General features: G+C 36.0%; 24 protein-coding genes and 1 riboswitch. Of the genes, 6 read left to right on the forward strand and 18 right to left on the reverse strand.

The window, feature by feature from the left end:
- Positions 1-77: 77 nt before the first annotated feature.
- From G7059_RS08410 to G7059_RS08420, 3 genes are all read right to left on the reverse strand, one after another.
- Positions 78-1,250 (reverse strand): NADP-dependent malic enzyme, encoded by a 1,173-nt coding sequence (locus G7059_RS08410; protein ID WP_166081639.1) that lies wholly within the window; start codon positions 1,248-1,250, stop codon positions 78-80.
- A gap of 1 nt (position 1,251) precedes the next feature.
- Positions 1,252-2,577 carry a 6-phospho-alpha-glucosidase gene (locus G7059_RS08415; protein ID WP_166081640.1) on the reverse strand — a complete coding sequence of 442 codons (1,326 nt, stop codon included), beginning with the start codon at positions 2,575-2,577 and terminating at the stop codon, positions 1,252-1,254.
- Positions 2,578-2,695: 118 nt separating this feature from the next.
- Entirely contained in the window at positions 2,696-3,457 is a 762-nt protein-coding gene (locus G7059_RS08420; protein ID WP_166081641.1) for a MurR/RpiR family transcriptional regulator, read from the reverse strand.
- 227 nt (positions 3,458-3,684) lie between these two features.
- Positions 3,685-3,850: riboswitch (Lysine riboswitch) on the forward strand.
- Positions 3,851-3,918: 68 nt separating this feature from the next.
- Here G7059_RS08420 and G7059_RS08425 point away from each other — a divergent pair.
- The 4 genes from G7059_RS08425 (at position 3,919) to G7059_RS08440 (ending at position 9,230) form a co-directional block, all read left to right on the forward strand.
- Positions 3,919-5,469 (forward strand): ABC transporter substrate-binding protein/permease, encoded by a 1,551-nt coding sequence (locus G7059_RS08425; protein WP_166081642.1) that lies wholly within the window; start codon positions 3,919-3,921, stop codon positions 5,467-5,469.
- A 12-nt stretch (positions 5,470-5,481) separates the two neighbouring features.
- Complete coding sequence (locus G7059_RS08430; RefSeq protein ID WP_166081643.1) at positions 5,482-6,222, forward strand: amino acid ABC transporter ATP-binding protein; 741 nt, start codon at positions 5,482-5,484, stop codon at positions 6,220-6,222.
- A complete protein-coding gene (locus G7059_RS08435; RefSeq protein ID WP_166081644.1) occupies positions 6,222-7,397 on the forward strand; it encodes a M20 family metallopeptidase in 1,176 nt (391 codons plus the stop codon). The genes G7059_RS08430 and G7059_RS08435 overlap by 1 nt, the downstream gene beginning before the upstream one ends.
- 84 nt (positions 7,398-7,481) lie before the next feature.
- The gene (locus tag G7059_RS08440) at positions 7,482-9,230 is read left to right on the forward strand and encodes an ABC transporter ATP-binding protein (RefSeq protein ID WP_166081645.1); all 1,749 of its coding nucleotides are present in this window, start codon (positions 7,482-7,484) and stop codon (positions 9,228-9,230) included.
- Positions 9,231-9,259: 29 nt separating this feature from the next.
- Here the strand turns inward: G7059_RS08440 and G7059_RS08445 are convergent, their stop codons facing one another.
- The 3 genes from G7059_RS08445 to G7059_RS08455 form a co-directional block, all read right to left on the reverse strand.
- On the reverse strand, positions 9,260-10,453 hold the full coding sequence (locus tag G7059_RS08445; RefSeq protein ID WP_166081646.1) for a coenzyme F420-0:L-glutamate ligase: 1,194 nt from the start codon (positions 10,451-10,453) through the stop codon (positions 9,260-9,262).
- Between the two features lie 147 nt (positions 10,454-10,600).
- The gene (locus G7059_RS08450) at positions 10,601-11,452 is read right to left on the reverse strand and encodes a MurR/RpiR family transcriptional regulator (protein WP_166081647.1); all 852 of its coding nucleotides are present in this window, start codon (positions 11,450-11,452) and stop codon (positions 10,601-10,603) included.
- A gap of 15 nt (positions 11,453-11,467) precedes the next feature.
- On the reverse strand, positions 11,468-12,265 hold the full coding sequence (locus G7059_RS08455; protein ID WP_166081648.1) for an HAD family hydrolase: 798 nt from the start codon (positions 12,263-12,265) through the stop codon (positions 11,468-11,470).
- An 88-nt stretch (positions 12,266-12,353) separates the two neighbouring features.
- Here G7059_RS08455 and G7059_RS08460 point away from each other — a divergent pair, with 88 nt between their 5' ends.
- Positions 12,354-13,067 (forward strand): GntR family transcriptional regulator, encoded by a 714-nt coding sequence (locus G7059_RS08460; RefSeq protein ID WP_166081649.1) that lies wholly within the window; start codon positions 12,354-12,356, stop codon positions 13,065-13,067.
- A gap of 52 nt (positions 13,068-13,119) precedes the next feature.
- Here the strand turns inward: G7059_RS08460 and G7059_RS08465 are convergent, their stop codons facing one another.
- The 12 genes from G7059_RS08465 to G7059_RS08520 form a co-directional block, all read right to left on the reverse strand.
- On the reverse strand, positions 13,120-13,845 hold the full coding sequence (locus G7059_RS08465) for a sugar isomerase domain-containing protein (RefSeq protein WP_166081651.1): 726 nt from the start codon (positions 13,843-13,845) through the stop codon (positions 13,120-13,122).
- Complete coding sequence (locus tag G7059_RS08470; protein WP_166081652.1) at positions 13,845-14,594, reverse strand: sugar isomerase domain-containing protein; 750 nt, start codon at positions 14,592-14,594, stop codon at positions 13,845-13,847. Before G7059_RS08470 ends, G7059_RS08465 begins: the two co-directional genes overlap by 1 nt.
- A 9-nt stretch (positions 14,595-14,603) precedes the next feature.
- Positions 14,604-15,131 (reverse strand): hypothetical protein, encoded by a 528-nt coding sequence (locus tag G7059_RS08475; RefSeq protein ID WP_166081653.1) that lies wholly within the window; start codon positions 15,129-15,131, stop codon positions 14,604-14,606.
- The gene (locus G7059_RS08480; protein ID WP_166081655.1) at positions 15,113-15,337 is read right to left on the reverse strand and encodes a hypothetical protein; all 225 of its coding nucleotides are present in this window, start codon (positions 15,335-15,337) and stop codon (positions 15,113-15,115) included. The genes G7059_RS08475 and G7059_RS08480 overlap by 19 nt, the downstream gene beginning before the upstream one ends.
- 99 nt (positions 15,338-15,436) lie before the next feature.
- Entirely contained in the window at positions 15,437-16,678 is a 1,242-nt protein-coding gene (locus G7059_RS08485; protein ID WP_166081656.1) for a neutral/alkaline non-lysosomal ceramidase N-terminal domain-containing protein, read from the reverse strand.
- 145 nt (positions 16,679-16,823) lie between these two features.
- A complete protein-coding gene (locus G7059_RS08490) occupies positions 16,824-17,228 on the reverse strand; it encodes a PTS sugar transporter subunit IIA (RefSeq protein WP_166081657.1) in 405 nt (134 codons plus the stop codon).
- Between the two features lie 66 nt (positions 17,229-17,294).
- Positions 17,295-18,179, reverse strand: coding sequence for a PTS system mannose/fructose/sorbose family transporter subunit IID (locus tag G7059_RS08495; protein WP_240920487.1), 885 nt, complete (start codon positions 18,177-18,179; stop codon positions 17,295-17,297).
- Entirely contained in the window at positions 18,169-18,969 is an 801-nt protein-coding gene (locus tag G7059_RS08500; RefSeq protein ID WP_166081660.1) for a PTS sugar transporter subunit IIC, read from the reverse strand. The genes G7059_RS08495 and G7059_RS08500 overlap by 11 nt, the downstream gene beginning before the upstream one ends.
- A 59-nt stretch (positions 18,970-19,028) precedes the next feature.
- Positions 19,029-19,523, reverse strand: coding sequence for a PTS sugar transporter subunit IIB (locus tag G7059_RS08505; RefSeq protein ID WP_166081661.1), 495 nt, complete (start codon positions 19,521-19,523; stop codon positions 19,029-19,031).
- 481 nt (positions 19,524-20,004) lie between these two features.
- Positions 20,005-20,934: a hypothetical protein gene (locus G7059_RS08510; protein ID WP_166081663.1), complete on the reverse strand. Its 930-nt coding sequence runs from the start codon at positions 20,932-20,934 to the stop codon at positions 20,005-20,007.
- Positions 20,934-21,461, reverse strand: a complete 528-nt coding sequence (locus tag G7059_RS08515; protein WP_166081664.1) for a hypothetical protein — start codon at positions 21,459-21,461, stop codon at positions 20,934-20,936. Before G7059_RS08515 ends, G7059_RS08510 begins: the two co-directional genes overlap by 1 nt.
- Positions 21,458-22,192 (reverse strand): sugar isomerase domain-containing protein, encoded by a 735-nt coding sequence (locus G7059_RS08520; protein ID WP_166081665.1) that lies wholly within the window; start codon positions 22,190-22,192, stop codon positions 21,458-21,460. The genes G7059_RS08515 and G7059_RS08520 overlap by 4 nt, the downstream gene beginning before the upstream one ends.
- Positions 22,193-22,308: 116 nt before the next feature.
- On the opposite strand from G7059_RS08520, the gene G7059_RS08525 reads away from it, so the two are divergent.
- Positions 22,309-22,803: a hypothetical protein gene (locus G7059_RS08525; protein WP_166081666.1), complete on the forward strand. Its 495-nt coding sequence runs from the start codon at positions 22,309-22,311 to the stop codon at positions 22,801-22,803.
- Positions 22,804-22,806 lie beyond the last annotated feature (3 nt).

Genomic DNA, 22,806 nt, shown 5'->3' on the forward strand with positions numbered 1-22,806 from the left:
GGTAAGCGTTTACAACGAAACTTCAAACTTCTTATTCACTTCAAAATACCATGGTCCCTGATTATGACCATTGTCATTTATATATCAATCCCCCGCCTTCTTAGTTTCTCAACTTCGTCAATAACTTCTCTTGAAATTGCATCAGCGACATCAGGATTAAAAACATTTGGAACAATGTTCTCTGAATGGATCTCTTCTACTTCTTGTGCTATAGCATGTGCTGCTTTAACCATAATGGATGATGGCACATTCTTAGCACCAGAACTTAGAAGCCCTTTGAATAAACCTGGAAACACTAATACATTGTTAATTTGGTTGGGATAATCAGATCGACCAGTAGCCACAATACTCGCTCCTGCTTGTTTGGCTAAATCGTAATCAATTTCAGGATCAGGATTTGCAAGTGCAAATACGATAGAACCTGAGTTCATTGAGCTAACCATTGCCTCTGTTAAGATATTCGCTACCGAAACACCAATAAATACATCAGCATTCACAAGTGCTTCATCTAGCCGTATATCTTCATCATTCATATTTGTATAGTTTTTAATATCATCAAGAACACTATCATTGTATGTTACCGAAGGCTTAATTACTCCTTTAGAATTAAATGCTGTAATGTGCTTTACACCATATTCATTCAGCAACTTTATGATTGCACTTCCTGCAGCACCTACTCCAGAGATAACACACTTTACTTCTGATGCTTCCTTATTTACATGTTTTAAAGAATTAATAAGACCAGCTAAAACAATTATAGCTGTACCGTGTTGATCATCGTGGAATATTGGGATATCAAGTGTTGATTCCAATGCTCGTTCAATTTCAACACAACGAGGAGACGATATATCCTCGAGATTAATCCCTCCAAATCCAGGAGCAATTGCTTTCACAATATTAATTATTTCTTGAGTATCTTGTGTATCTAAAACGATAGGAACTGCATTGATACCTGCAAAGCGTTTAAATAATGCAGCTTTACCTTCCATGACTGGAAGTGATGCTTCAGCTCCTATGTTACCCAATCCAAGAACAGCACTACCATCTGATACAACGGCAATGGTGTTTCCTTTCCAGGTGTAATCATATACTTTCGATTTTTCTTTCGAAATCTCAAGACAAGGAGCTGCAACCCCTGGTGAATAAACCAGTGATAAATCTTCTAACGAATTTATTCCTGTTTTTAATTCAGTACTTATTTTCCCTTCTAAGTCTTTATGAAGACTTAGTGATCGTTCATAAATACTCATCTTACTTTAATACCCAATAATCTTTGTTTGCTTCCATTAAATCATCAAGTACTGCTTTTGCCTTTTGAGGATCCACAATACTGCGATTTAGTGTTAATGCCATAAGTGCTTTTTCATAACTTTCTTCTAAATAAGACTCAACAGTTAGTAATTCGTAAGCATATTGTCCTTCCATCAATCCTTTATAGAATGGTTTAATTTCACCGTATACAGGTGTTGTTGGTCCATCTTTTCCAAGTGTTCCCGCAACCTCAATCATTGCATCGGGTGAAAAATTTGGAATGATTCCATTATTTTTTACGATGACTACAAAGTCTTCATTTAAGTCATATAAAATTGACTCAGCAACCTCAATCATAAGGTTACCAAATACTGAACCTTTAAGAATTTCTAAGTCACCTAAAGTATCACGACCCTCTGCTTTTGCACAGAGTTCAAATACATCTTTTTCACGTGATGCTACTGCCTCATCGGCACGAGTATAATTAGGATCGCTTTCCTCTACAATTTCTTCTGGGAAGAAGTAATATTGTAAGTATGTATTTGGTAGATATTCTGTAAAGAAGCTTAAGTATTTATTAACACGTTTATATGTTTCAAGCCATGATTGCGAACGTTGTTCTGCATTATATGGTTTAAATTCATTAGTTCCAAGGTAGTCCATGACTTCATTGAAGTAACTCTTATTATCTTCTTTACCTACAATGTCAGTAAACCAACCGAAGTGATTCAATCCAAAGTATTCTGCTTTAAGGGTATGTTCTTCTTTACCTAGAATTTTTGCGTAAGTACGCATCATTGAGTATGGTTGATCACATAGATTTAAGATACGTTTGTCATCAGGGAATACTTTATCTAAGGCAACAGCTACGATAGCTGCAGGATTCGTATAGTTAAGAATCCATGCGTCTTTATTAACAGCACGAATATCATTTACCATTTCAATCATTGCACCAATAGAACGCATTCCATATGCAAATCCACCTGGACCACAAGTTTCTTGTCCTACTAATCCATGTTTCAATGGAATCTTTTCGTCTAGTGAACGCATAGCAGTATTACCCGCACGCATTTGAACTAAAACAGCGTCAACACCCGTGTATGCAAGCTCTTTATCTGTTGTAAAGATTACCTGACATTCTGGCATTTCTTGTTTCAATACAAGCTCCATATAGCGTTGCATCTTGCCCATACGAATAGGATCAATATCAAAGAAGATTATCTTTTCAAGTGGGAACCTCTCTTTATAGTCCACAATCGATCCAACTAGAGCAGGTGTTCTGGAACTTCCAGCACCAACAATTGTTATTATCTTTGTCTCTCTCATTTTAACTCCCCTTTTCTAACATCTTCATAATAGCACTGTAATTTTTGCGGGACATGATATTTTATGGTTTTCTTAACATATACCATTATCTAGGTCATCAAACGTGACCAAAGTCCCATCACTGACGGGACTTTGTGTTTATTTCTTTGACTCTATTGATAATCATTTCAACGTTGATAAACATACCAAGTCTTGAGATTGAATCGTTATCAATGGTGTCTGTATCTTGGGCAAGACTATAAATTGATATGTCAGCCATTCTCGATAGACTGTTATGCGTGAATGAAGTAATTGCAATTAAGCTTGATTCTCGTGCTTTTACTCTTCGAGCTGCGTCTACAATCTTCGCAGTTTCTCCAGAAAGAGATAAGAGGATCATTAACTCATTTTTATCGATTCTATCAGCTATCAAAGTAAGTAAGTTATAATCATCGATTAATACGCATTTGATACCAATCGTAATAAGCATATGGTTTAAGTGACTTGCAATCGATTTAGACGTGCCTCGAGCTGCAATATAGACTGTCTTGGACTCTAATATCTTACTAGCGGTAGTATCGAGTTCTCTTTCTCCAACAAAATTACAGGTCATTTTAGTTGTTTCAATTAACTCAGTATTAAAGTCTTGCATTGACTTCACCACTGTTTTTGTTTTCTTTGTATCACCAATGTGTTGTTTAATATAATATTTCAAATCGGTAAAACCAGTAAATCCTATTTTCTTAGCAGTATTAATAACAACAGTCTTAGAAGTGAACGCAGCATCTGCAACTGAGTAAACACTCATATCCACCACTTTGTCCATATTCTTAATTATATACTGACAGACTTTCTTTTCGGATTCCGACATGATATCGAAGTTTTCTGTAAAACGATTCATTTATTTTCCCCTCTCAAAAAACAAACAGAACAATACGCCTATGAAAGCGCTACATTAATTATCTACAGTGATTGTATCATACTTTTTAACCGCTGAGAACAAATGGACTGATATGAAAACACCATTTACATCAATTTTTGACTCAATATTTTCAATATAAATGTAAATTTTTCAATTATTGATAAGATTGCTTGACTTCATCAAGAATAAGTATTATATTTAATGAAATTGAATATAGAGGTTGCGGTGCATCAGAGTACGAATTGGAGCAGGTATGCTATGAAAATTCTGAAAGGTAATCATCGCCGAATAAACTACTAGACATAGGAAGTTTATGGGGATAGTGAGAACATCACTATCACTCGATCCACTTGGATTGGTGCTATTAAGACTAAACTCTCTAGCATATATCCTGTTAGAGAGTTTTTTGTTCCTCAGTATTCAATAATAAGGAGAGACTTATGAAAAAGATAGGTGTAGTAATATTATTGAGCTTACTTGTCCTTACAGGATGTAGTCCTAAAGAAGATACAAGTAATACATTTACAGTTGGTATGGAGTGTGGATATGCTCCCTATAACTGGACAGAGCCTTCAAAAACAGACTCTGCAGTACAAATTGATGGTGGTCAGTACTGTGACGGTTATGATGTTCAAATAGGAAAAATCATCGCTGATAAACTCGGTAAAACTCTTGTAATCAAGAAATTATCTTGGGAAGGCTTGATTCTTTCATTACAAACCGGACAAATTGATGCCATTATTGCAGGTATGTCTCCTACTGAGGAACGTAAAAAAGAAATTAACTTCTCAGATATTTACTATCGTGACGAAACAGCATTCGGAGTTGTCGTCAAGAAAGATGGAGCTTTCGCTAATGGTAAAGGTGTCCAAGATTTTGCAGGTGCTCATATTGCTGCTCAGATTGGTACATTCCACGTTGATCTCTTAGACCAACTGGATGGTATCTCTAAAGCAGAAAACCTCAAAGACTTTGCGACAATGACTGTAGCGCTACAATCAGGAGAACTTGATGGTTTTATATCCGATAGTGGTACTGGTAGAACTATCAATGTCAATAACCCTGATCTTCTCTACTTACAATTAGATGGTGATAATGGATTCGTTGTTACTGATGCAATGGCTGGAGTTGGTGTTGGTATCGCTAAAGAAAATACCAAACTACTTAATGAAGTCAATGCAGCAATTGCAGAAATTCCTTTGGAAACACAACAAGAACTCATGGATACAGCTGTAAATGCCAAAACATTTACAGGTGACTCATTCTTTGGAACCGTCGTTAATATTGTTCAAAACAACTGGCAATCCTTCTTACGTGGTACCGCAACAACATTAGGTATCTCACTTGTAGCAACAACACTTGGATTCTTCATTGCTTTATTTGTAGCAATCACACGTAATACTAAAATTACCAATATCTTAGCTAATATTTATATCACAGTATTTAGAGGAACCCCAATGATGGTTCAAGCAATGATTCTCTATTATGGAGTATCAATGGTATTTGATGGCTTTAGATGGTCCAATCTACCTTTTGGTAACATTATTGCTGGTCTTATTATCGTAAGTATCAACACTGGTTCCTATATGTCAGAAACAATGCGTAGTGGTATACAAGCTATAGATGATGGACAATTTGAAGCTGCTAAGAGTCTTGGATATACACGTTGGCAAACAATGCGATATATCATCTTACCGCAAGCTATACGTAATGCAATCCCAGCACTTGGTAATGAGTTAATTGTAAACGTCAAAGATACATCAGTATTAAACGTTATTGCAGTAACTGAACTCTTCTTCGTTTCGAATGGTATTGCATCGACGTCATTCAAAGTATTTGAAACCTTTACAATCACAAGTATTATTTACTTAACACTAACAACAATACTTACAATCATCCTTCGTTTTGTTGAATTAAAACTTGATAAGACAAAAGAAGTTGCAACGTCCTATCCTGCTTCAGTAACTGATCACAAACACCTTAATATATAGAAAGGCACACTCATGGAAAAAGAAACTTTAATCTCAATACATAATTTGAAAAAATCATTTGGTAATAACTGTGTTTTACGAAATATCAACTTAGATATTCATCGTGGTGAAGTCGTTTCTATTATAGGATCATCTGGATCAGGAAAATCTACTTTACTTCGTTGTATCAATACTTTAGAATCCTTTGATGATGGTGATATTACTTTAAATGGTAAATCCATTCTTGAAACAGATACTGTAGAACTTCATACGCAAGTTGGTATTGTTTTCCAAAACTTTAATCTCTTTAGTAATTTATCAGTATTAGAAAACTGTATTCAGCCACAAATGGTTGTCTTAAAAAGATCTCGTGAAGAAGCAACAGCTACGGCTGAAGAACTTCTACGTAAAGTTGGTATGATTGAGGCAATGCATCAAAATGTCATGCAATTATCTGGTGGACAGAAGCAACGTGTTGCGATTGCCCGTGCTCTCGCTATGAATCCTAAGATTCTACTCTTTGATGAACCTACCAGTGCACTTGACCCAGAAATGGTTGGAGAAGTTCTTGAAGTTATGAAAGACCTCGCACAAGAAGACCTTACAATGGTTGTAGTAACTCATGAAATGAGCTTTGCAAGAGATGTCTCAACACATGTTGTATTTATGGATGGTGGCGTTGTGTTAGAACATGGCACACCAGAAGAAATTTTCAACAACCCACAAGAAGCTCGTACAAAAGCATTCTTAAGTCGTTATAGGAGGACAGCATAATGAATAGTAAAATTGCAGAACTTGCACAGCGTTACGTTCCCGAAATGATTGCTGCTCGTCGTCATTTACACATGCATCCCGAACTTGCACACGAAGAGACTGAAACTCAAGCCTATGTTATCAATTTCCTTAATAATTTAGGCATAGAAAATCACGTCTTAGCAGGTACTGGTGTTGTTGGATTAATCCAAGGAGCACATCCTGGTAAAACAGTACTACTACGAGCAGATATGGATGCTCTACCTATTGATGAACAAGCTGATGTTGAATATAAATCATTAGTCGCTGGTAAAATGCACGCATGTGGTCATGATGGTCACACTGCTGGCTTACTAGGGGCTGCAATGATTCTGAATGAATTAAAAGACGAATTACACGGGAATGTTAAGTTGATGTTCCAACCTGCTGAAGAGACTGATGGAGGTGCCCTTCCAATGATTGAAGAAGGACTCCTTACAAATCCACAAGTCGATGCTGCTTTTGGTTTACACCTTGCAGGACACGAACCTTATGGCACAGTCAAAGTAAAGTACGGTGCAATGTATGGGGCTCCTGATGAGTTCAAGATAAAAATTATTGGACGAGGTGGTCATGCTGCTAGTCCAGAACAAACAATTGATCCTATCAGTATCGCAATTCAGTTTATTCAAAACTGTCAGTATATCTTCACACGTCGTCTTGACCCAATTAAACCAGCACTTGTATCCTTTACAACGATTCATGCCGGTGAAGGCTTGAATGTTATTCCTGATATCTGTGAAATAGGAGGAACTATCCGCACCTTGTATCCAGACTCACGTGAACAAGCATCTACATACATTCAAGAAACTTTAGCTTCCATTTGCAAACTAAACGGAGCTGACTACGAGTTTGAATTTATGCCTTCTTATCCGCCATTAATTAATGATGACGCTATGACAGCCTTTGCTCATAAAAGCTTAGAAGCTCAGTTTGGTAAGGAAATCGTATCAGAACTTGAATTCCCTACCTTGGGAGCAGAAGACTTTGCATACTTAAACTTAAATGTTCCTTCCTCTTATTATAATGTTGGAATATGGTCTGAAGGTGAAGAAGAACCCATTCATCACCACCCTAAATTCGCGTGGAATGATGAAATTTTGGAAACAACCAGTGCTTCTTTAGCTATCATTGCTTACGACTATTTGAATCAATAAGTCACCCTTTGGTGACTTATTTTCATATTTCATGTCTTGCTTGTGATAATGTGGTAGAATGTTAATAATGTTTAAGGAGGACTCATGTTTAAAGACTTTATTAGTTACTACAAACCCCATAAACGTTTACTTGCGTTTATCTTATTTATTGTAATTTGCTTTGCTCTGATAGAATTATCAATTCCTATCTTCTCACGTCATATACTAAATACTTTAGTACCAGAAGGTGACCTACAAGGAATCATCATCATTGCACTCATCCTTGTCGCACTCCTATTCCTTTATGCTTTATTTCAATATATTGTTGGTTATTATGGACATATGCTTGGAATATCGATTGAGAATGATATGCGTCTTAAGGCTTTCCGTAAACTTCAGAAACTAGGATTTGAGTATTATGATGTTAATAAAACAGGTATTATCATGGCTCGTTTAACTTCAGACCTTCATGAAGTGGCTGAACTTGCTCACCACGGCATTGAAGAACTGGTCGCTACTGGTTTCATGTTAGTCTTTGGTTACATCTATTTGATTCAACTTAATTTCTGGGTTACCACACTCTTATTTATTTTATTTATTGTAATGCTCGTTACCCTTCTCTATTCACGACGTAATCAAATCACTGCTTTTCGCTTTTTACGAAGAGAACATGCAGAAATAAACAGTCGTTTAGAAGGAAGTATCTCTGGCATTCGCCTTACACGAGCTTTCTCAAATGAGGAGTATGAAATCAATCGCTTTGAGAAAGACAATCAACGATACATGGCTGCATATGATGTTGCTTATAAAGCACTGGGTATTTCTAATGCTACCAATCAGTTCTTTGTACAGATTGTAAATGTCATGGTACTTGTATGCTCTGCCCTACTCGTCCTTAATGGCAACTTCTCAACTGGAGACATGGTTGCTTACTTTCTATACTTTGGTATGCTCGTTGGTCCTATCAAGCGTCTTATGACAATGTTGGAAACGTTCCAACAAGGGATTGCTGGATTCGAACGCTATACCGAACTCATGAATGAACCTATTACAATTCAAGACTCTGATAATGCTCGTGATATCTTAGATGTTAAAGGAACGATCGATTTTGATGGAGTGAGTTTCCGATATAACAACGACACGAAAAAAATACTTGATGACTTTAGTATGTCGATCAAGCAAGGTGAAATGGTTGCTTTGGTTGGTCCAAGTGGAGTTGGTAAGACAACCATCGCTCAGCTCATTCCAAGATTCTATGATATTCAAGAAGGTTCGATTGCAATCGATGGTATTAATACTCATGACTTTACTCTAGAGTCTCTACGTAGACATATTGGTTATGTTCAACAGGACGTATTTATCTTCTGGGGAACAATCGCAGAGAATATCGCTTATGGAAATCCGAAAGCCAGTCAAGAAGACATTGAACTCGCTGCAAAGAAAGCTGGAATTCATGACTTCATCATTACCCTTCCCGCATCCTATGAAACAATGGTTGGGGAACGTGGAGTAATGTTATCAGGAGGACAGAAGCAACGTATTTCAATAGCTCGAATTTTCTTAAAAGATCCAAAGATATTAATCTTAGATGAAGCGACGAGTGCACTTGATAATATTACTGAAGCTTATATCCAAGCAAGTCTTGAAGAATTATCAAAAGGACGAACTGTCTTAGTAGTTGCTCACCGCTTAACGACTGTTCAAAACGCAGATAAAATAATTGTAATGGATCAAGATGGTATTGCTCAATCAGGAACCCATGAAGAATTACTTGCTACCGAAGGTCATTATCGTAACCTTTATGAAGCAAGCAACAATAACTTCTTACCTAGCGATTTAGAAATCACGAATTAGTAAAAGAAAACCACAGCTTATGCTGTGGTTTATTCGTTTGCAAAGTTATCGAAGTATCCAGAGACTAAAACAATAGGAGTCCCCTTATCACCTGATCCACTTGTTAAGTCACAAAGTGAACCGATTAAGTCAACTAAGCGACGTGGTGTTGTTCCTTGAGCTGCCATGTTACCAACAAGATCATCTTCTTTATTCTTAATCTCATTAGCAACTGCTTCTTGAAGTTCTTTACCACTTAAATCTTTAAAATCATTATCTGCTAAGTATTTCAATTTCAACTCGTTTGGAGTTCCATCAAGTCCTGGAGTAAATGCTGGAGATACTGTTGGATCAGCAAGTTCCCAGATTTTTCCCATTGGATCTTTGAAGGCACCATCACCGTATACCATGACTTCGAAATGCTTACCAGTACGATCAAGCAATTGGTTTTGAATACTTAATACAAGATCTGTACATTCACGTGGGAAGAGTTTTACAGAATCTTCAGTAGATTTATTTGAACCAAGGAGTCCATAACGTTCGTTATAACCACTTCCATCAACTGATTCCGTTAAAATATCATCAAGTCCTAATACTTCTGTAGCACCATTTTCTTTTAAGATACGTTTGGAACGATATGCTGTATGGATATCACATGTTAGCACGGAGCTTGTATAATTTAAAATTGTCTTAGCGTGGTTAGCGAAGATTATTTCTACTTCACAACCTTCTTCTTCAATAATTGATTGATAGTAAGATACATAATCTACTCCAGTAAAAGGATGGACTGTATCTCCAAAATGTTTGCGATAGTCTTCTAAGCTTAAAACATCTACATAAGGGTTCACACCTGATTCATCAAGTTGTTCCCATGTAATGAGTTCATTACCTACTTCATCCGAAGGATAGCTAAGCATTAAGTAAATTTTCTTAACACCTCGTGCAATACCTTTTAAGTTCATTGAAAAGCGATTTCTCGATGTAATTGGAAATATAACACCAATTGTATCTGATTTGAATTTGTTCTTGATATCTTTCGCAATTGCATCTACCGATGCATAGTTTCCTTGTGCTCGCGCAACAATTGACTCAGTTAATGCAACAATATCGCGATCATGAAGATCAAATCCCTCAACTGTACTTGCATCAATAACACTGTCCACAACGATTTTTGCTAAATCGTCTCCCTCACGAATAATCGGACTTCTAAGTCCTCTTGAAACAGTACCAACTTTTCTTCCCATTATTGGACCTCTTTTCTACTTAAGGATGATAACTATCATCACCAGGAATATTCTATCATAATTAGCCTAGCAATTGGAAATATTCAGTTCATTTTTCCACATTCACTTCGTGAAAATAATAAAAGAAATCTTCACAATGAAAGATTTCTATTCTCTGTATCGTTTTGCAATGTCTTTTGTTTCATGCAAAATCTTTTGGTAACTGCTTAAATGTGGCTGAACTACTCCTAAATAGATTAAATCTGCTACAATCATCGAATTAATCTTGGATGTAATTTCACCTACTCGAATGAGCGGTTCATTCTCTGGTATTCCTATGGATACATCCGCTAGTTTCGCGAGTCTCGACTCTCTATCTCCCGTAATTGCGATAACAGGTACACCTTTTGACTGCGCAATCTCTGTAGCGTAAATAGGCTCCCTTGAGCGCCCTGTATAAGAGAACACAATCAAGACATCTGTCTTCCGCGCATTGTTCAAGAGAACGCTTGTAAGATGGGTATCAAAGTTAAAATGAGTGGTCTTATTGATACGATTGAACTTCTGCGCTAAATCATACGCTGGTAAGGATGATGACCCTATCCCAAAAGCGTAGATTGTAGTTGCATGCTTTACAAAATTAATTGCTTCTGATAATTTTTCCATATCAAGTTGATAGAATAAGTCTTTCGTTGAATTTTCCATAATGACTTGGATCTTCTGACTCATAACATCAAAGCTATCGCCTTCATTCACAATCGGATCAAAAACGATTGGATTTTCTTCAACTTCTTCCTCTTCTGTTAACATAGAATCTTTGAGATCCTCAAGTCCTGCAAATCCCATTTTCTTTGCAAAACGTATTACAGAAGCTGGTGAAGTGTTACTTTTTTTGGCAATTTCCTGTGCCGTTTCTTGAGCTACATCGTCCAAGTTATGAATAAAATAGTCAGCAATATTACGATTAACTTTACTTAAGCTCCCATAAACACTACGAATTCTTAATACTATACTATTCATATGCTTCTCCCTCAATTATTCGATGATATCTAGTGCTCTCATCGCTTTAATAATACCACTATTTAATACAGTATCTGTAATAAAATCTGCATATTCTTTAACATTATCTGTAGCATTCCCCATTACAACAGCTACTTTTGCTTTCTCAAGCATTTCGATATCATTATCACCATCACCAAATGCCATAACGTTCTCCCAGCTTAAGCCATTCATATTAAGGACATCTTCAATTGCCTTTGTCTTATCAACACCTTGCTTTGTAACTTCAAAAGCTATGTCTGATGCTCTTGTGAAGTATAGCTCTGGCATCTTTTCTTGGAATACTGAAATCATATCGTTTGGACCAAAGCAAAATGCACCTACAGGATTATTATCGCTTAAGTATTTACGTTCATTATCCGGTAAGAGAAACTTAACTCCAGGGTGTTCAAAACCTACATAACGTGTTACATAATCTTGATAGTCACCATGAATACCAATAAAGTCATGATATTTGATTCCTATTGGGAACTCATGTTCTTCTGCAAAGTTGATAAGATTATTTAAGGATTCATGGGAATATCCGTAACTCTTGATTACTTCACCTTTTCCATCATTTAAGAGTGCACCATTCACAGTCACATAATAGTCACTAGGCACCCTTTCTCTTACATCATCATGGATAAAGAAAAATGAACGCCCAGTTGCTATGAGTATCTGGTATCCCTTGTCCTTAGCCTGTTTCATTGCTTGTATCGCATCATCCTCAACCGTTTGCTTGCTTCGATCTACAAGTGTTCCGTCGATATCGAAGACTAATATCTTAATGTCCATAGGTTCTCCTTATTCATATCTTTAAATTATTCTCTAAATTTGATACACTATTAATATATATACAATATTGAATTTGCACGGAGGCATCATGAAGAAATATACCGCCAAAGAAATCGAAACTATCATAGAAAGTGATATTCAAAATAATATTTATAAACCCCACGAGAAACTCCCAACAGAACGAGAGTTAATGGAAACCTACAACGTCAGTAGGACTACAATTCGTACAATTATTGACCAACTCATTATTAAGCGTCTCGCTTATCGTGTACCTGACAAAGGTGTCTTTGTCGAGAAAGAAATTATCCGTAAAGCGAATCGCATAACTGGATTTACCGACATGATTAAAGATACCGGTAGTGTTCCCACTACAGAAGTACCAAGTGTTAAACATATTATTCCTAATGAAACGATTCGTGAAGCTATGAAGCTTAATGAAGACGAAACGGTATTAGAAGTTGTACGAAAACGATCGGTTGATGGTGACCCATTCTTATATGAGGTTGTATTTATTAATACTGCTTTATTCCCAGATATTGAGATGTATGATTTTTCCAAGGAATCGCTTTACGATATTATTGTGAATAAGTATCATAAGAAGATTTACTACTTACAAGAAGTTGTAACCGCAACTCCGGTTGATGGAGAAATCAGTAACTTCCTGTATCAGAAAAACTCAGGATTCTCGTTAAAGGTAGAAGGTGTTTCTTATACCTATAAGAATGAAGTTATTGAATATGGTATTAGTTATTACCACACTGAACGCTTTAGTTTCGAAAGTATTTTATTAAATCAAGAATAAGAATAAGGGCTAAAATATTTCTATTTTAGCTCTTTTCTTTATCCATTCAATTTTAGAAGTGTTTTACACGATCCTCGTATTTATCATACAATGCATCATTATCAAATCCATCAACGTTTTGTGATTGGAAGACTGGAATGTCGACACCTTCTTCACCAAGAATCTTTATTGCTTCACTAACGATGGTATTTAAAATGAAAATACTTGCCATTGTTGACCCAGGACCTGTACCAACAGACCCTACTTGCATCATTGCATCCCCTGAAGGAACACAGTTATCAAGTACGAAATCTACAACTTCATATAATTTCTTACCACTTTCATGACGACTCGTAGTTGCTTGTGATTGTGCTAAGTTTGTAAGAGCGATGGTATAGATACCTTCTTTTTTAGCACGCATTGCCATTTCAATTGGCATTGCATTTCTACCTGAGTTTGAAGTAATAATCATAATATCACCTTTTTGAATATTATAACTATCGTAAACAACATCCGATACTCCGGATAGTTTCTCCATTGCTCCGGAACGACGTGCTCCGTTTGATGTTAAGACATCAGGATCAAGCATCGCATTAACGTTCGCAAGACCACCAGCACGAGCAAACAATTCGATACCAATCATGTGTGAGTGACCTGTACCAAAGGTATGGATTACATGATTTGTCTTAATGTTCTCTGCAAACTTAACTGCTAATTCCTTAATATTTTCTTTTTGGCTTTCATACACCTTTTGGAATAATTCATCCAATTTATTCATATATTCAAATTCGTATTTCATTATATTCTCCCTTCATACTTCGCTCTTAGAGCTTGGTTATGTTCTTTTGCTTCAGCACTATCTTCGAAGAGTAGTACTGGTACTTCATAATTATTATCTTTCAAGATTGATGTAACTTCTGCTGTAAATCCCTGAGCAATTAAGATACCAATAATTGATGATATCGAACCAATCTTACCACCATCTTCAAGAGGTATCATAGCATCACCACGAGGTCCACAGTTGTCAATCACGATATCTCCAAAGTCCATAAGTTTTTGTCCACTTGGGTGACGTGATGGTTCAGCTGTAGTATGTTCTAAACTTGTGATTACAATTACTGGATGGTTCTCTTGTTTCGCTTTTATAGCTAAATCAATAACAACTCCATTAATTCCTGAGTTCGAAATAATTACAAACGCATCTTGTGGTTTAATGTTGTACATATCGAAGAGCTTATCTGCAACACCTGGTCTTCTCTCAAATTTATTGACTGGGTCTCTAAAGTCTTCCAATGTTGTGATTCCTTTGGTAACGAAATCACTGGTTACTATTTGATGGATTGGAACCAAGTTACCTGGACGTCCAATCATCTCCATACCAACTCCTACTGAGTGACCTGATCCAAAGAAGTGAACAACTCCATCACTCATAATTGATTCTGCAAGAATCTCACTTGCTTTACGCATATTTTCCATTTGCGTTTCTTGGTATTTATTGACTACTTTATGTGTTTCTTCTAAGAAACGTTGTGTGTTCATTGTTGTCATATGCCCTCCCTATGAATTATAACGTCCGTCAAATTTCGAACAGATAGAATCATTGTGCTCATCAGCACCTACAATGTTAGCACTCCATAATACTCCAGCTTCATGGCCACATTCGATTAATGCAGTATAGATTTCCATTGTTAATGATTGTGCAAACATGTTACCAATTAAGTTTGCGATTTGGCATACTTGTGTACCTTTAACATCCATTACTAAGTCAGGATATGGAATCTTCAAATCTAATCTCTTATCAGCTAATGCTAGAAGCTCTTTAGCATTCTTAGCATATTCTGTTTGGACAATTGTAGCTTCTGAACTTACTACAATCACTTTATGATTCTTTTCTTTCGCAAGTTTTGCGAGAGCTAGTGTTACGTTATATACATTCTCGACAGCATAAATTACAAGTGCGTCTCTTGGATCTGTTTCATACATATCCCAAAGTTTTTGAGCTAAATCTTCACGATCATAGAAATTTGGATCTAGTGCTTCCTCTGCAGGAATATGCCCTCTAAACGCTAAATCTTTAATTGACATTTGGTGATACTGAACCAATCCCCCGCACGGAATCCTAGTTCCATACCAAATTCTAAGTCATGTTCGATACCAAATAATTGAATAATTCCCTCATCAACCATGATATCTTTAATGAAGTGAGCAACATCTCGGATGTCACTTTCAGCTCCATTAACAGCAGTATTAATTGAATTCATCGCTACTTCAACATACTTCTTAGCTTGCATACTTTCCTCCTTATTGTATATACAATCTATATTAAAACTACCAAATGTAAGCGGTTTTGTCAATGTATTCGTGGTAATTCCATCCATCTTTCACGAATACTAACGATTAGACTCTATTTCTTTCACAAGGCGCTCTCCCTCACCCCGTTCGTAAATACTCGATAAAGCTTCATAAGTCCCAATATCAAAGGCTCTCTTATTTGGTAAATATGATTGATATTGATTACCTAAAGAAATGAGCCATGTATTCCCTTTTTCTTTTAAAGGTTTAACGAGTTCTGAGAACACTTCACTACTTAGAGTTATTACATCATAATCATTAATTTTTATTATTGAGTAATCAAAACCCTTCACCGTTTTACCAACAAACCCCTTACTTAAATGCTCATTGAAAAGAGCGCCTTCTAAGCGTGATTTTATGATTCGTAATTCAGTACCATCAATGTTGTGAGCAAGTGCTTCATTGTATTCGTCTTGGGCATATTTTACTTTTCGTTTTGCTTCGTCGATTGTATCAAACTTCTTCAATTGAATATCAAAATTATAATTATGTACTTCGTACTTACTAATTTCAATTTCATCTCCCATTTCTTGTACAGCTCTTTTTACACAATTTACGGCAATGGTACCCAAACGTCTGCACTCAGCAGGACTTGATTCTTTACGATAAAAACGAGTACTCATATCACCACAGGGTGCATTGAAGAACATTGTAAAGGGATAAGTTTCTTGAAGTACACGATCAACTTCACCAACGTAATCTGATGAATACAGTGTACTGTTTCTATCCAGTATGGTAGGATGTCCACCAAATGAGTAGAGTAATATTGTTTCATGAGGCAAGATTACTTCCACTACCAATACTTCTTTATCATCTTCATATTTTTGATTGATTCTATTTGACTGGAATCCTTCCATCATAGAACGAGCTATGCGAACTTTAAAGGGCTCAAGGGACGCATTACTCTCAATAAAGGCATCAACACATAGAGAAACCAAACGATCAAAATACTGACGTTCTGGACCGTTTTCATCTTGTTCATAATACTGACTTTCATTAAGAACTCTTGGCCCAGAATGAGTATGGGTCGAAAACATTTGGAAGTCATCATAGTGATATCCTTTAGCCTCTAATTGTGAAAGTATCTGTTCTTTGAGATAAAGATCATTACCCAGTAAATCTGTAACCATCCAAGCATAACGCTTATCACCATCAGTAAGTGTTAATACTTTGACATGTAGTTTTGAATGAATACCAGTACTCATTCTACTTGGTATAAAACCAACAAGTTCCATATTATATTCAGGAGTAATATCCCGCAAACTATATCCTATTCTCATCTTAATCCTCTCTTTATTAAAAATGTGGTTAAAACGATAGTTGTTAGTAACGATCATTTTAACCACATAATTATTTATTTAAATATTTTATGCATGAAAGATAATGTCGCTCATTAAAAGTCAATAAACAAAGTATGTCTGTTTATTACTCATCTTCTTCCATATCATCATCAAGCATACTTCTTAAATCAACAATTCCTTCGTTACCGGCATTGATCACTTCTTCAACTGTAATACCATCTGTAAGTATTGTTGTGAGAAGCATTGGGAAGTTAACCCCAGAAACAATGTGGAAACGTGGATCGACTGCTAATTTCATGAATGAAGTATTTCCTGGTGATCCACCAAGTAAGTCCGTGAATACAAAGATTTCATCATAGTCTGTTAATTGTGAAATCAAGTTTTCTAATTTTTCTTCAAATTGGTCTGGTCCTTCTGTTGGATATAAACCTAAAGAAAATACATCATCTCTTTCGCCAGCAATCATTTCTACTGACATCTTTAAACCTTTGGAGAAATCTCCGTGTGATACTATTAACACTGCCTTCATAGTGTGTCTCCTTTTAAGAAAGAAAAAGGAAGAAGTATGATACTTCCTCCTTTAATGAATTATGTATTAAACAAGAAGTTCAACAACTGTGTAGTTTCCTAATGCTGCTGCTAAAAGACAGAATAGAATAACTCCAAAGATAAGTTTATTAGAGTTCATATTCTTTCTACCGAGTAACCAGTAACAAAGAGCAACCATCATAACTCCACCAGCTTTTGGCATTAACTTGTCAAATAAATCTGTTTGAAGGTTTAGGAAGTAGTCAGGAACCATTTTCTTAGCTCCGTTAACTTCAACTTCTTTCATCAGTTTGACTCCATTACGAATACCACCAAAGTTAACGTTAACCATGGAAGCAATCATCGCACCAATAACTGTAACCCCCAATACTGAAGCAGCATCGGTAAATGCGTTTAATTGATGACTTAATGTTGTAACTAAAGCAGTACCTTGTTTGTATCCTAAATCAAAGAAGATTGGACGGATTACAAATAGGTTTAAGAGTGACCATGCAACTAATAGTGCAAGACCAAAGTAGTTTCCATCTAAAGAGAATGTAACAGCGATTGATCCTAAGATTGTACCAGCGATCATACCGAATACGGTATCACCAATACCAGCAAATGGACCCATCAATGATGTTTTAATAGCTGCTGCTGTATCGATAACGTCTTCGCCATCGAACTCTTCTTCAAGAGCAATGTTCATACCAACAATGATATCACCCATTGAAGGTTGTGTATTAAAGAATTGTGAGTGAACACGAAGTGCTTTATCCATTAATTCAGGATTATCACCATAAGAATCTTTAAGAACAGGAAGCATGGTTGTTAAATAACCAAGACCTTGCATTCTTTCGTAGTTCCATCCAATTTGTGAATGCCAAATCCAACGATAGTGTAATTTTTTCAGTTGTTTTTTATCATAACGTCCGTGTGCTTTACTCGTCATATTCGTCATCCCCTCCCATATCTGATGGACCTGCTGCGACTCCACCAACTCCTTCAACGTTTGTACGGTATACTAGTAATGCTGCTGCAAGACCGATTAACGCTACACCTAAAGTATCCATCTTCAAGTATGCTGATAATACGAAACCGACAATTAACCATGTGAAGTGGCGTTGAACAGGTAAATATTTAAGTAAGATTGTGAAACCTACACCAGGTAAAATCTTACCAGCGATTTGGAAACCTTGTGTTAACCAAGGAATATTGTTGTTAATAAATGCAGTGAAGTTTGTAACAGCTTCCCCACCGAAATAAAGAGCAACAAACATAGGAATTGTACGTGATAATGCCCATGGGATTGTACCCATTAAGTTCATACGCTCAATACCTTTTAAATCCCCAACTTCAACAAACTTGTCAGCACGACGTTGGAAGAATGTATTTGACATACGTCCTAAGATATCGAACTGAACACCAAGTGCTGCTAGCGGAACCCCAACCATCGTAATTAATGTTTGAGCTTGATCAACGCTTGTACCTAAAGCTGTAACCAACATTGCTGCTGATGTCCAGTTAGGAATAGAAGCACCACCATAAGTACCAATACCCAATGCATATGATTGAAGTGTACCACCAACGATAAGACCCAATTCTGGACGTCCTACGAAGATTCCGGTAACTACACCAGTTTGGATAATACCATTTAGACCGATTCCAAATGATAATCCATCAACCATTGCAATACCTGCATAGAGTGACAGGAATAATACTTGCAATATATTTAATTCCATAAAGCTCCTCCTTTTTTTCTCTATTTCTTTAAATTTTACTGCCTAGATTTAGTGGATGATTAATCAAAGATTGAGTCACTTGCAATAAGTGGAGCAAAATCTACGATATCATCAGTAGGGATCATTTGTGCTGTTAATTTAACACCATGATCAACTAACTTACGGAAACTCTCAACATCTTCTTTGGTTACACCAACTGTACGACGAACCTGAACACTTCCGAATTTTTCTGACATATTCCCAACGTTCACTGTTTTAAAGTGGAATCCTTCATCCCAAGCTCTAACGAGTGTTTTAGGATTACGTGCGATTACAAAGACGCGCTCGCCTTCGTATTTACCTTCCTGTAAATTCTTTGATGCAGTAGGTACCGTTAATATTGATAATTTAACACCTTTTGGCGTAGCCATCTTAAGTGCCATTTTTTGGATTTGGTCCTTTGCTGCAAAATCGTCAATAACAACAATACGTGTTGCTTTTAACATTGCTGTCCAGTACGCGGCAACCTGTCCGTGTATGAGACGCTCATCAATTCTAATATTCACAATTTCCATAAGAATCCTCCAATCATCTGCGCCATTATTTCAAGACTAAGCGCTTACATCTCGATTATAGCAACCACTTTCTTTGATGTCAAAGACTAATTATGGGATTGAGTCACATTTTTCGAATTTCTCACACATTTTACGTCTTGAAAGTTTTAGTATTTCATTTCACGAAGTTTCGTATGTATGAAACGCTGTTTCTTATGTAAATTTTCAGTTTTGTATAGACAACTACTTATATAAGGGTATTTGCCCATTTCACTTGTGTGAAAACCTTAAAAACAGAGCATATTCTTGATATCAAATTGAATGAAATGGAATCATTCTTCTCAAATGTTACTGAAATTTTAGTAAAAATATGAAATTTGCGTGAAATCTGTATTTCATATTTTATTTGTCATTTCTAGACTTTGAAATATTATTTTAATGCGATTATGTGATGAATATAGAAAAGATGGCAGTATAAACCACCATCTTCTAATAATTATTCTTACTTTAAGTAGTCAAGACACATATTTACAACCTGTGTAAACATTGCCTCATTAATTTCTAAATCTTTGTTGTTAAAAACATCTTTTATTTCCCAAAAACCATCTTCATTAGATGCTGCTGAGATAGATACTGCACGATCATAATATGAAAGTGAATGTCGTTTCAAATCAGTATCTGTTAATTCATACAATGATACATTTTTCTGACCCTTGGATATCTCTTCTGCAAAGTCTCTATTACTTACAGTGTGTCCAACAACAATACTTTTCACATCACTACCGATACCTCGCAGATGAATAACGTTCTTAGTATGAATTGATTTTGGTAAAGATTCCTGTAACATCACATCACCAAGGTTATCGATACACTCCCTATCAGTTAAGACATAGGCTGTATCTTTAGGATGTTTCTCAGCAATCGCTAGAACCCCTAGAACACCAGACGTGTTCAAGTTTGAGTTAATTGGATTACCAATACCTCGTAATATATAAAACCCTACAGCACTAAGCAAACAGGTAATAATGATCGCGAGTATGTTTAAGGTCATCTGTTCTAAACCTGAAAACTTAAAGATTAGAAACATTAATACAAACGCTGCTAAAGCAATGTATAAAACAACACGTTTGGATACTTCTTGTTGATTACGCTCCGTCCCCTCAATGTTAAAGGGATAGAAAACCATATTCTTATCAAATGAATTAATAGGAGTATCATAATGTGCAACGACAATGTTCTTCGCATTGACTAGGTCACCAACATAAAGATTCAAGCCCTTAAAACGTTTTAACTTAGTATAACGTGCTTGTACATCATAGCCCAACTTTTGAAACTCACTACCAATCTCGTTGATAAAGAGTTCTTTTTCATTGTCTTTGTAGCGTCTTCCTAAATAGATACCATATTTAAGTGCTTTCTCCTGTAAATCCATCAGCGATTTCTCCTCTTCCCAAAATAATTTATTACTTCTTTGAGGCTATTGCCTTCCCCACGTTTATTCTGTTCATCTTTAAGACGGTATTGCTTACTTGTTTTTGGAGCATATTCTTCAATATATTTTGTAATCCTATACGGACTAAACAAATAGACATACATTATCTTATTGTCATGATCTTCAATAAGAATACAATCTTCTCCACCAGAATTACTTTGTAAATCCCAAGTGAATATATCTTCCCAAGCAATTACTTGGCAAAGTTCTGGATTTTTTATATCATAGACAATTAATTGTGTTTCTGTGATTGTTGCTACTTTTCGTTCTTTAAATCGAATAAAAACAGCTAAGGTAAAGATTACGAAAATGAGTCCAAAAACCTTCGCTAAATTTGGTCCGAATAGAATCATCAAGACGCCAATCAAAGATGGCACAATAAAGGTAATAATCTGACGATTGCTTACATCTTTTACAATTTTATGCGATGGTAGATCTTGAACTGAAATACGTTCAATCTCTATCATAGGCCTTTTTCCTTGTAGAGTGTTTCAAGATCAATATTATATTGAACGTTTTCTGGATAGTTCACACTACCTAGAATTCCAGGTTTTAACCCTTTTTCTAATAAGAGATCAAGAAGTTCAGCCATTACAGTCCACATAATATAAGCTGCTGATAGACCAGATGCTGGAATAAATGCACGGTCTACACCTTCTACATCTAACATAGCATCACCAAATGGTGCACAGTTATCAATTAATACATCATTAATTTCGTAAAGTTTCTTACCGGATGAGTGGAGTGCATTAAGTTGTTTTGTATAGGTTACTGATGTAAGAGCTACAATCTTAACACCTAGCTTTTGTGCTGCAAGTGCTAGATCAACAACACTAATTGAGTTTCCTGATACAGAACCAATAAACATTACATCTCCTGGGTAAACATTGGATGCACGTAAAGCAAATTCTGCGAGTCCTTCCATGGAGCGATTTTTATCACCCTCAAGATCGTCTTGGATACGAGCAATTGAATCTACATTTAAACCATATTTAAAACTACGGATAAAGTTAAAGCCACCTGCACGATTCTTAATTTCTGAATCAATAATATGACCGGTGTCAAACAAGTGAATAGAATGTCCTGCTGCAACTGCTTCAGCACACATTGCTGCTGCTTCACTCATTGCTTCTGACTGTGTATTTCGTATTGTTTCTTGTAATTCATCGACTGCTTTAAAATAACGATTCTTAATCATATACTTGCCTCCTGTATATTAAGTATATATTATCACATTCAAGTTCCATGTAAAGAAAACCATTATTGTATGTACAACATTGTCATGTTATAATTCAACTAAATGGAGATGATACTATGGATTTAAATTCGATTACCTATTTATTAATAGCTGCATTAATGGTTTATATTGTGTATTCACGAGTAAAGCTCTATTACGATCATACCGTGAGCCTACAAAATATTTCAAAAAAACAGAAATTTAAGATTTATCGATCTTTTTCTTGGTTCTACGTTGTTTATGGTCTTGTGATTGTCGCTTCAATTGGAGCTGCTATCTTTACCTATATTGGTACAGCAGATGATAAGACGATGTGGTACTTAGTCTATGCTGTACTCGCAATTACAAGTGCAACAGATCTTCTTCGTACTTATATGATTAACACTACCTACTACAATGAGGATGGTTTCTTCAATACCGCAAACTATGTTCGCTATAAAAGTGTCCGTTCCTTTAAGCCAGGTAAGTTTAATCTTTCAACAGAAGTCCTCTTGTTCTCTGGTGAGACAATCATCATGCCTACAAACGCACTTCAATTCCTTGAAGATCGAATGATTAAAGCTAGAAAGTAAACT

This window comes from Erysipelothrix sp. HDW6A, from assembly GCF_011400295.1.
Taxonomy (GTDB): domain Bacteria; phylum Bacillota_I; class Bacilli_A; order Erysipelotrichales; family Erysipelotrichaceae; genus Erysipelothrix.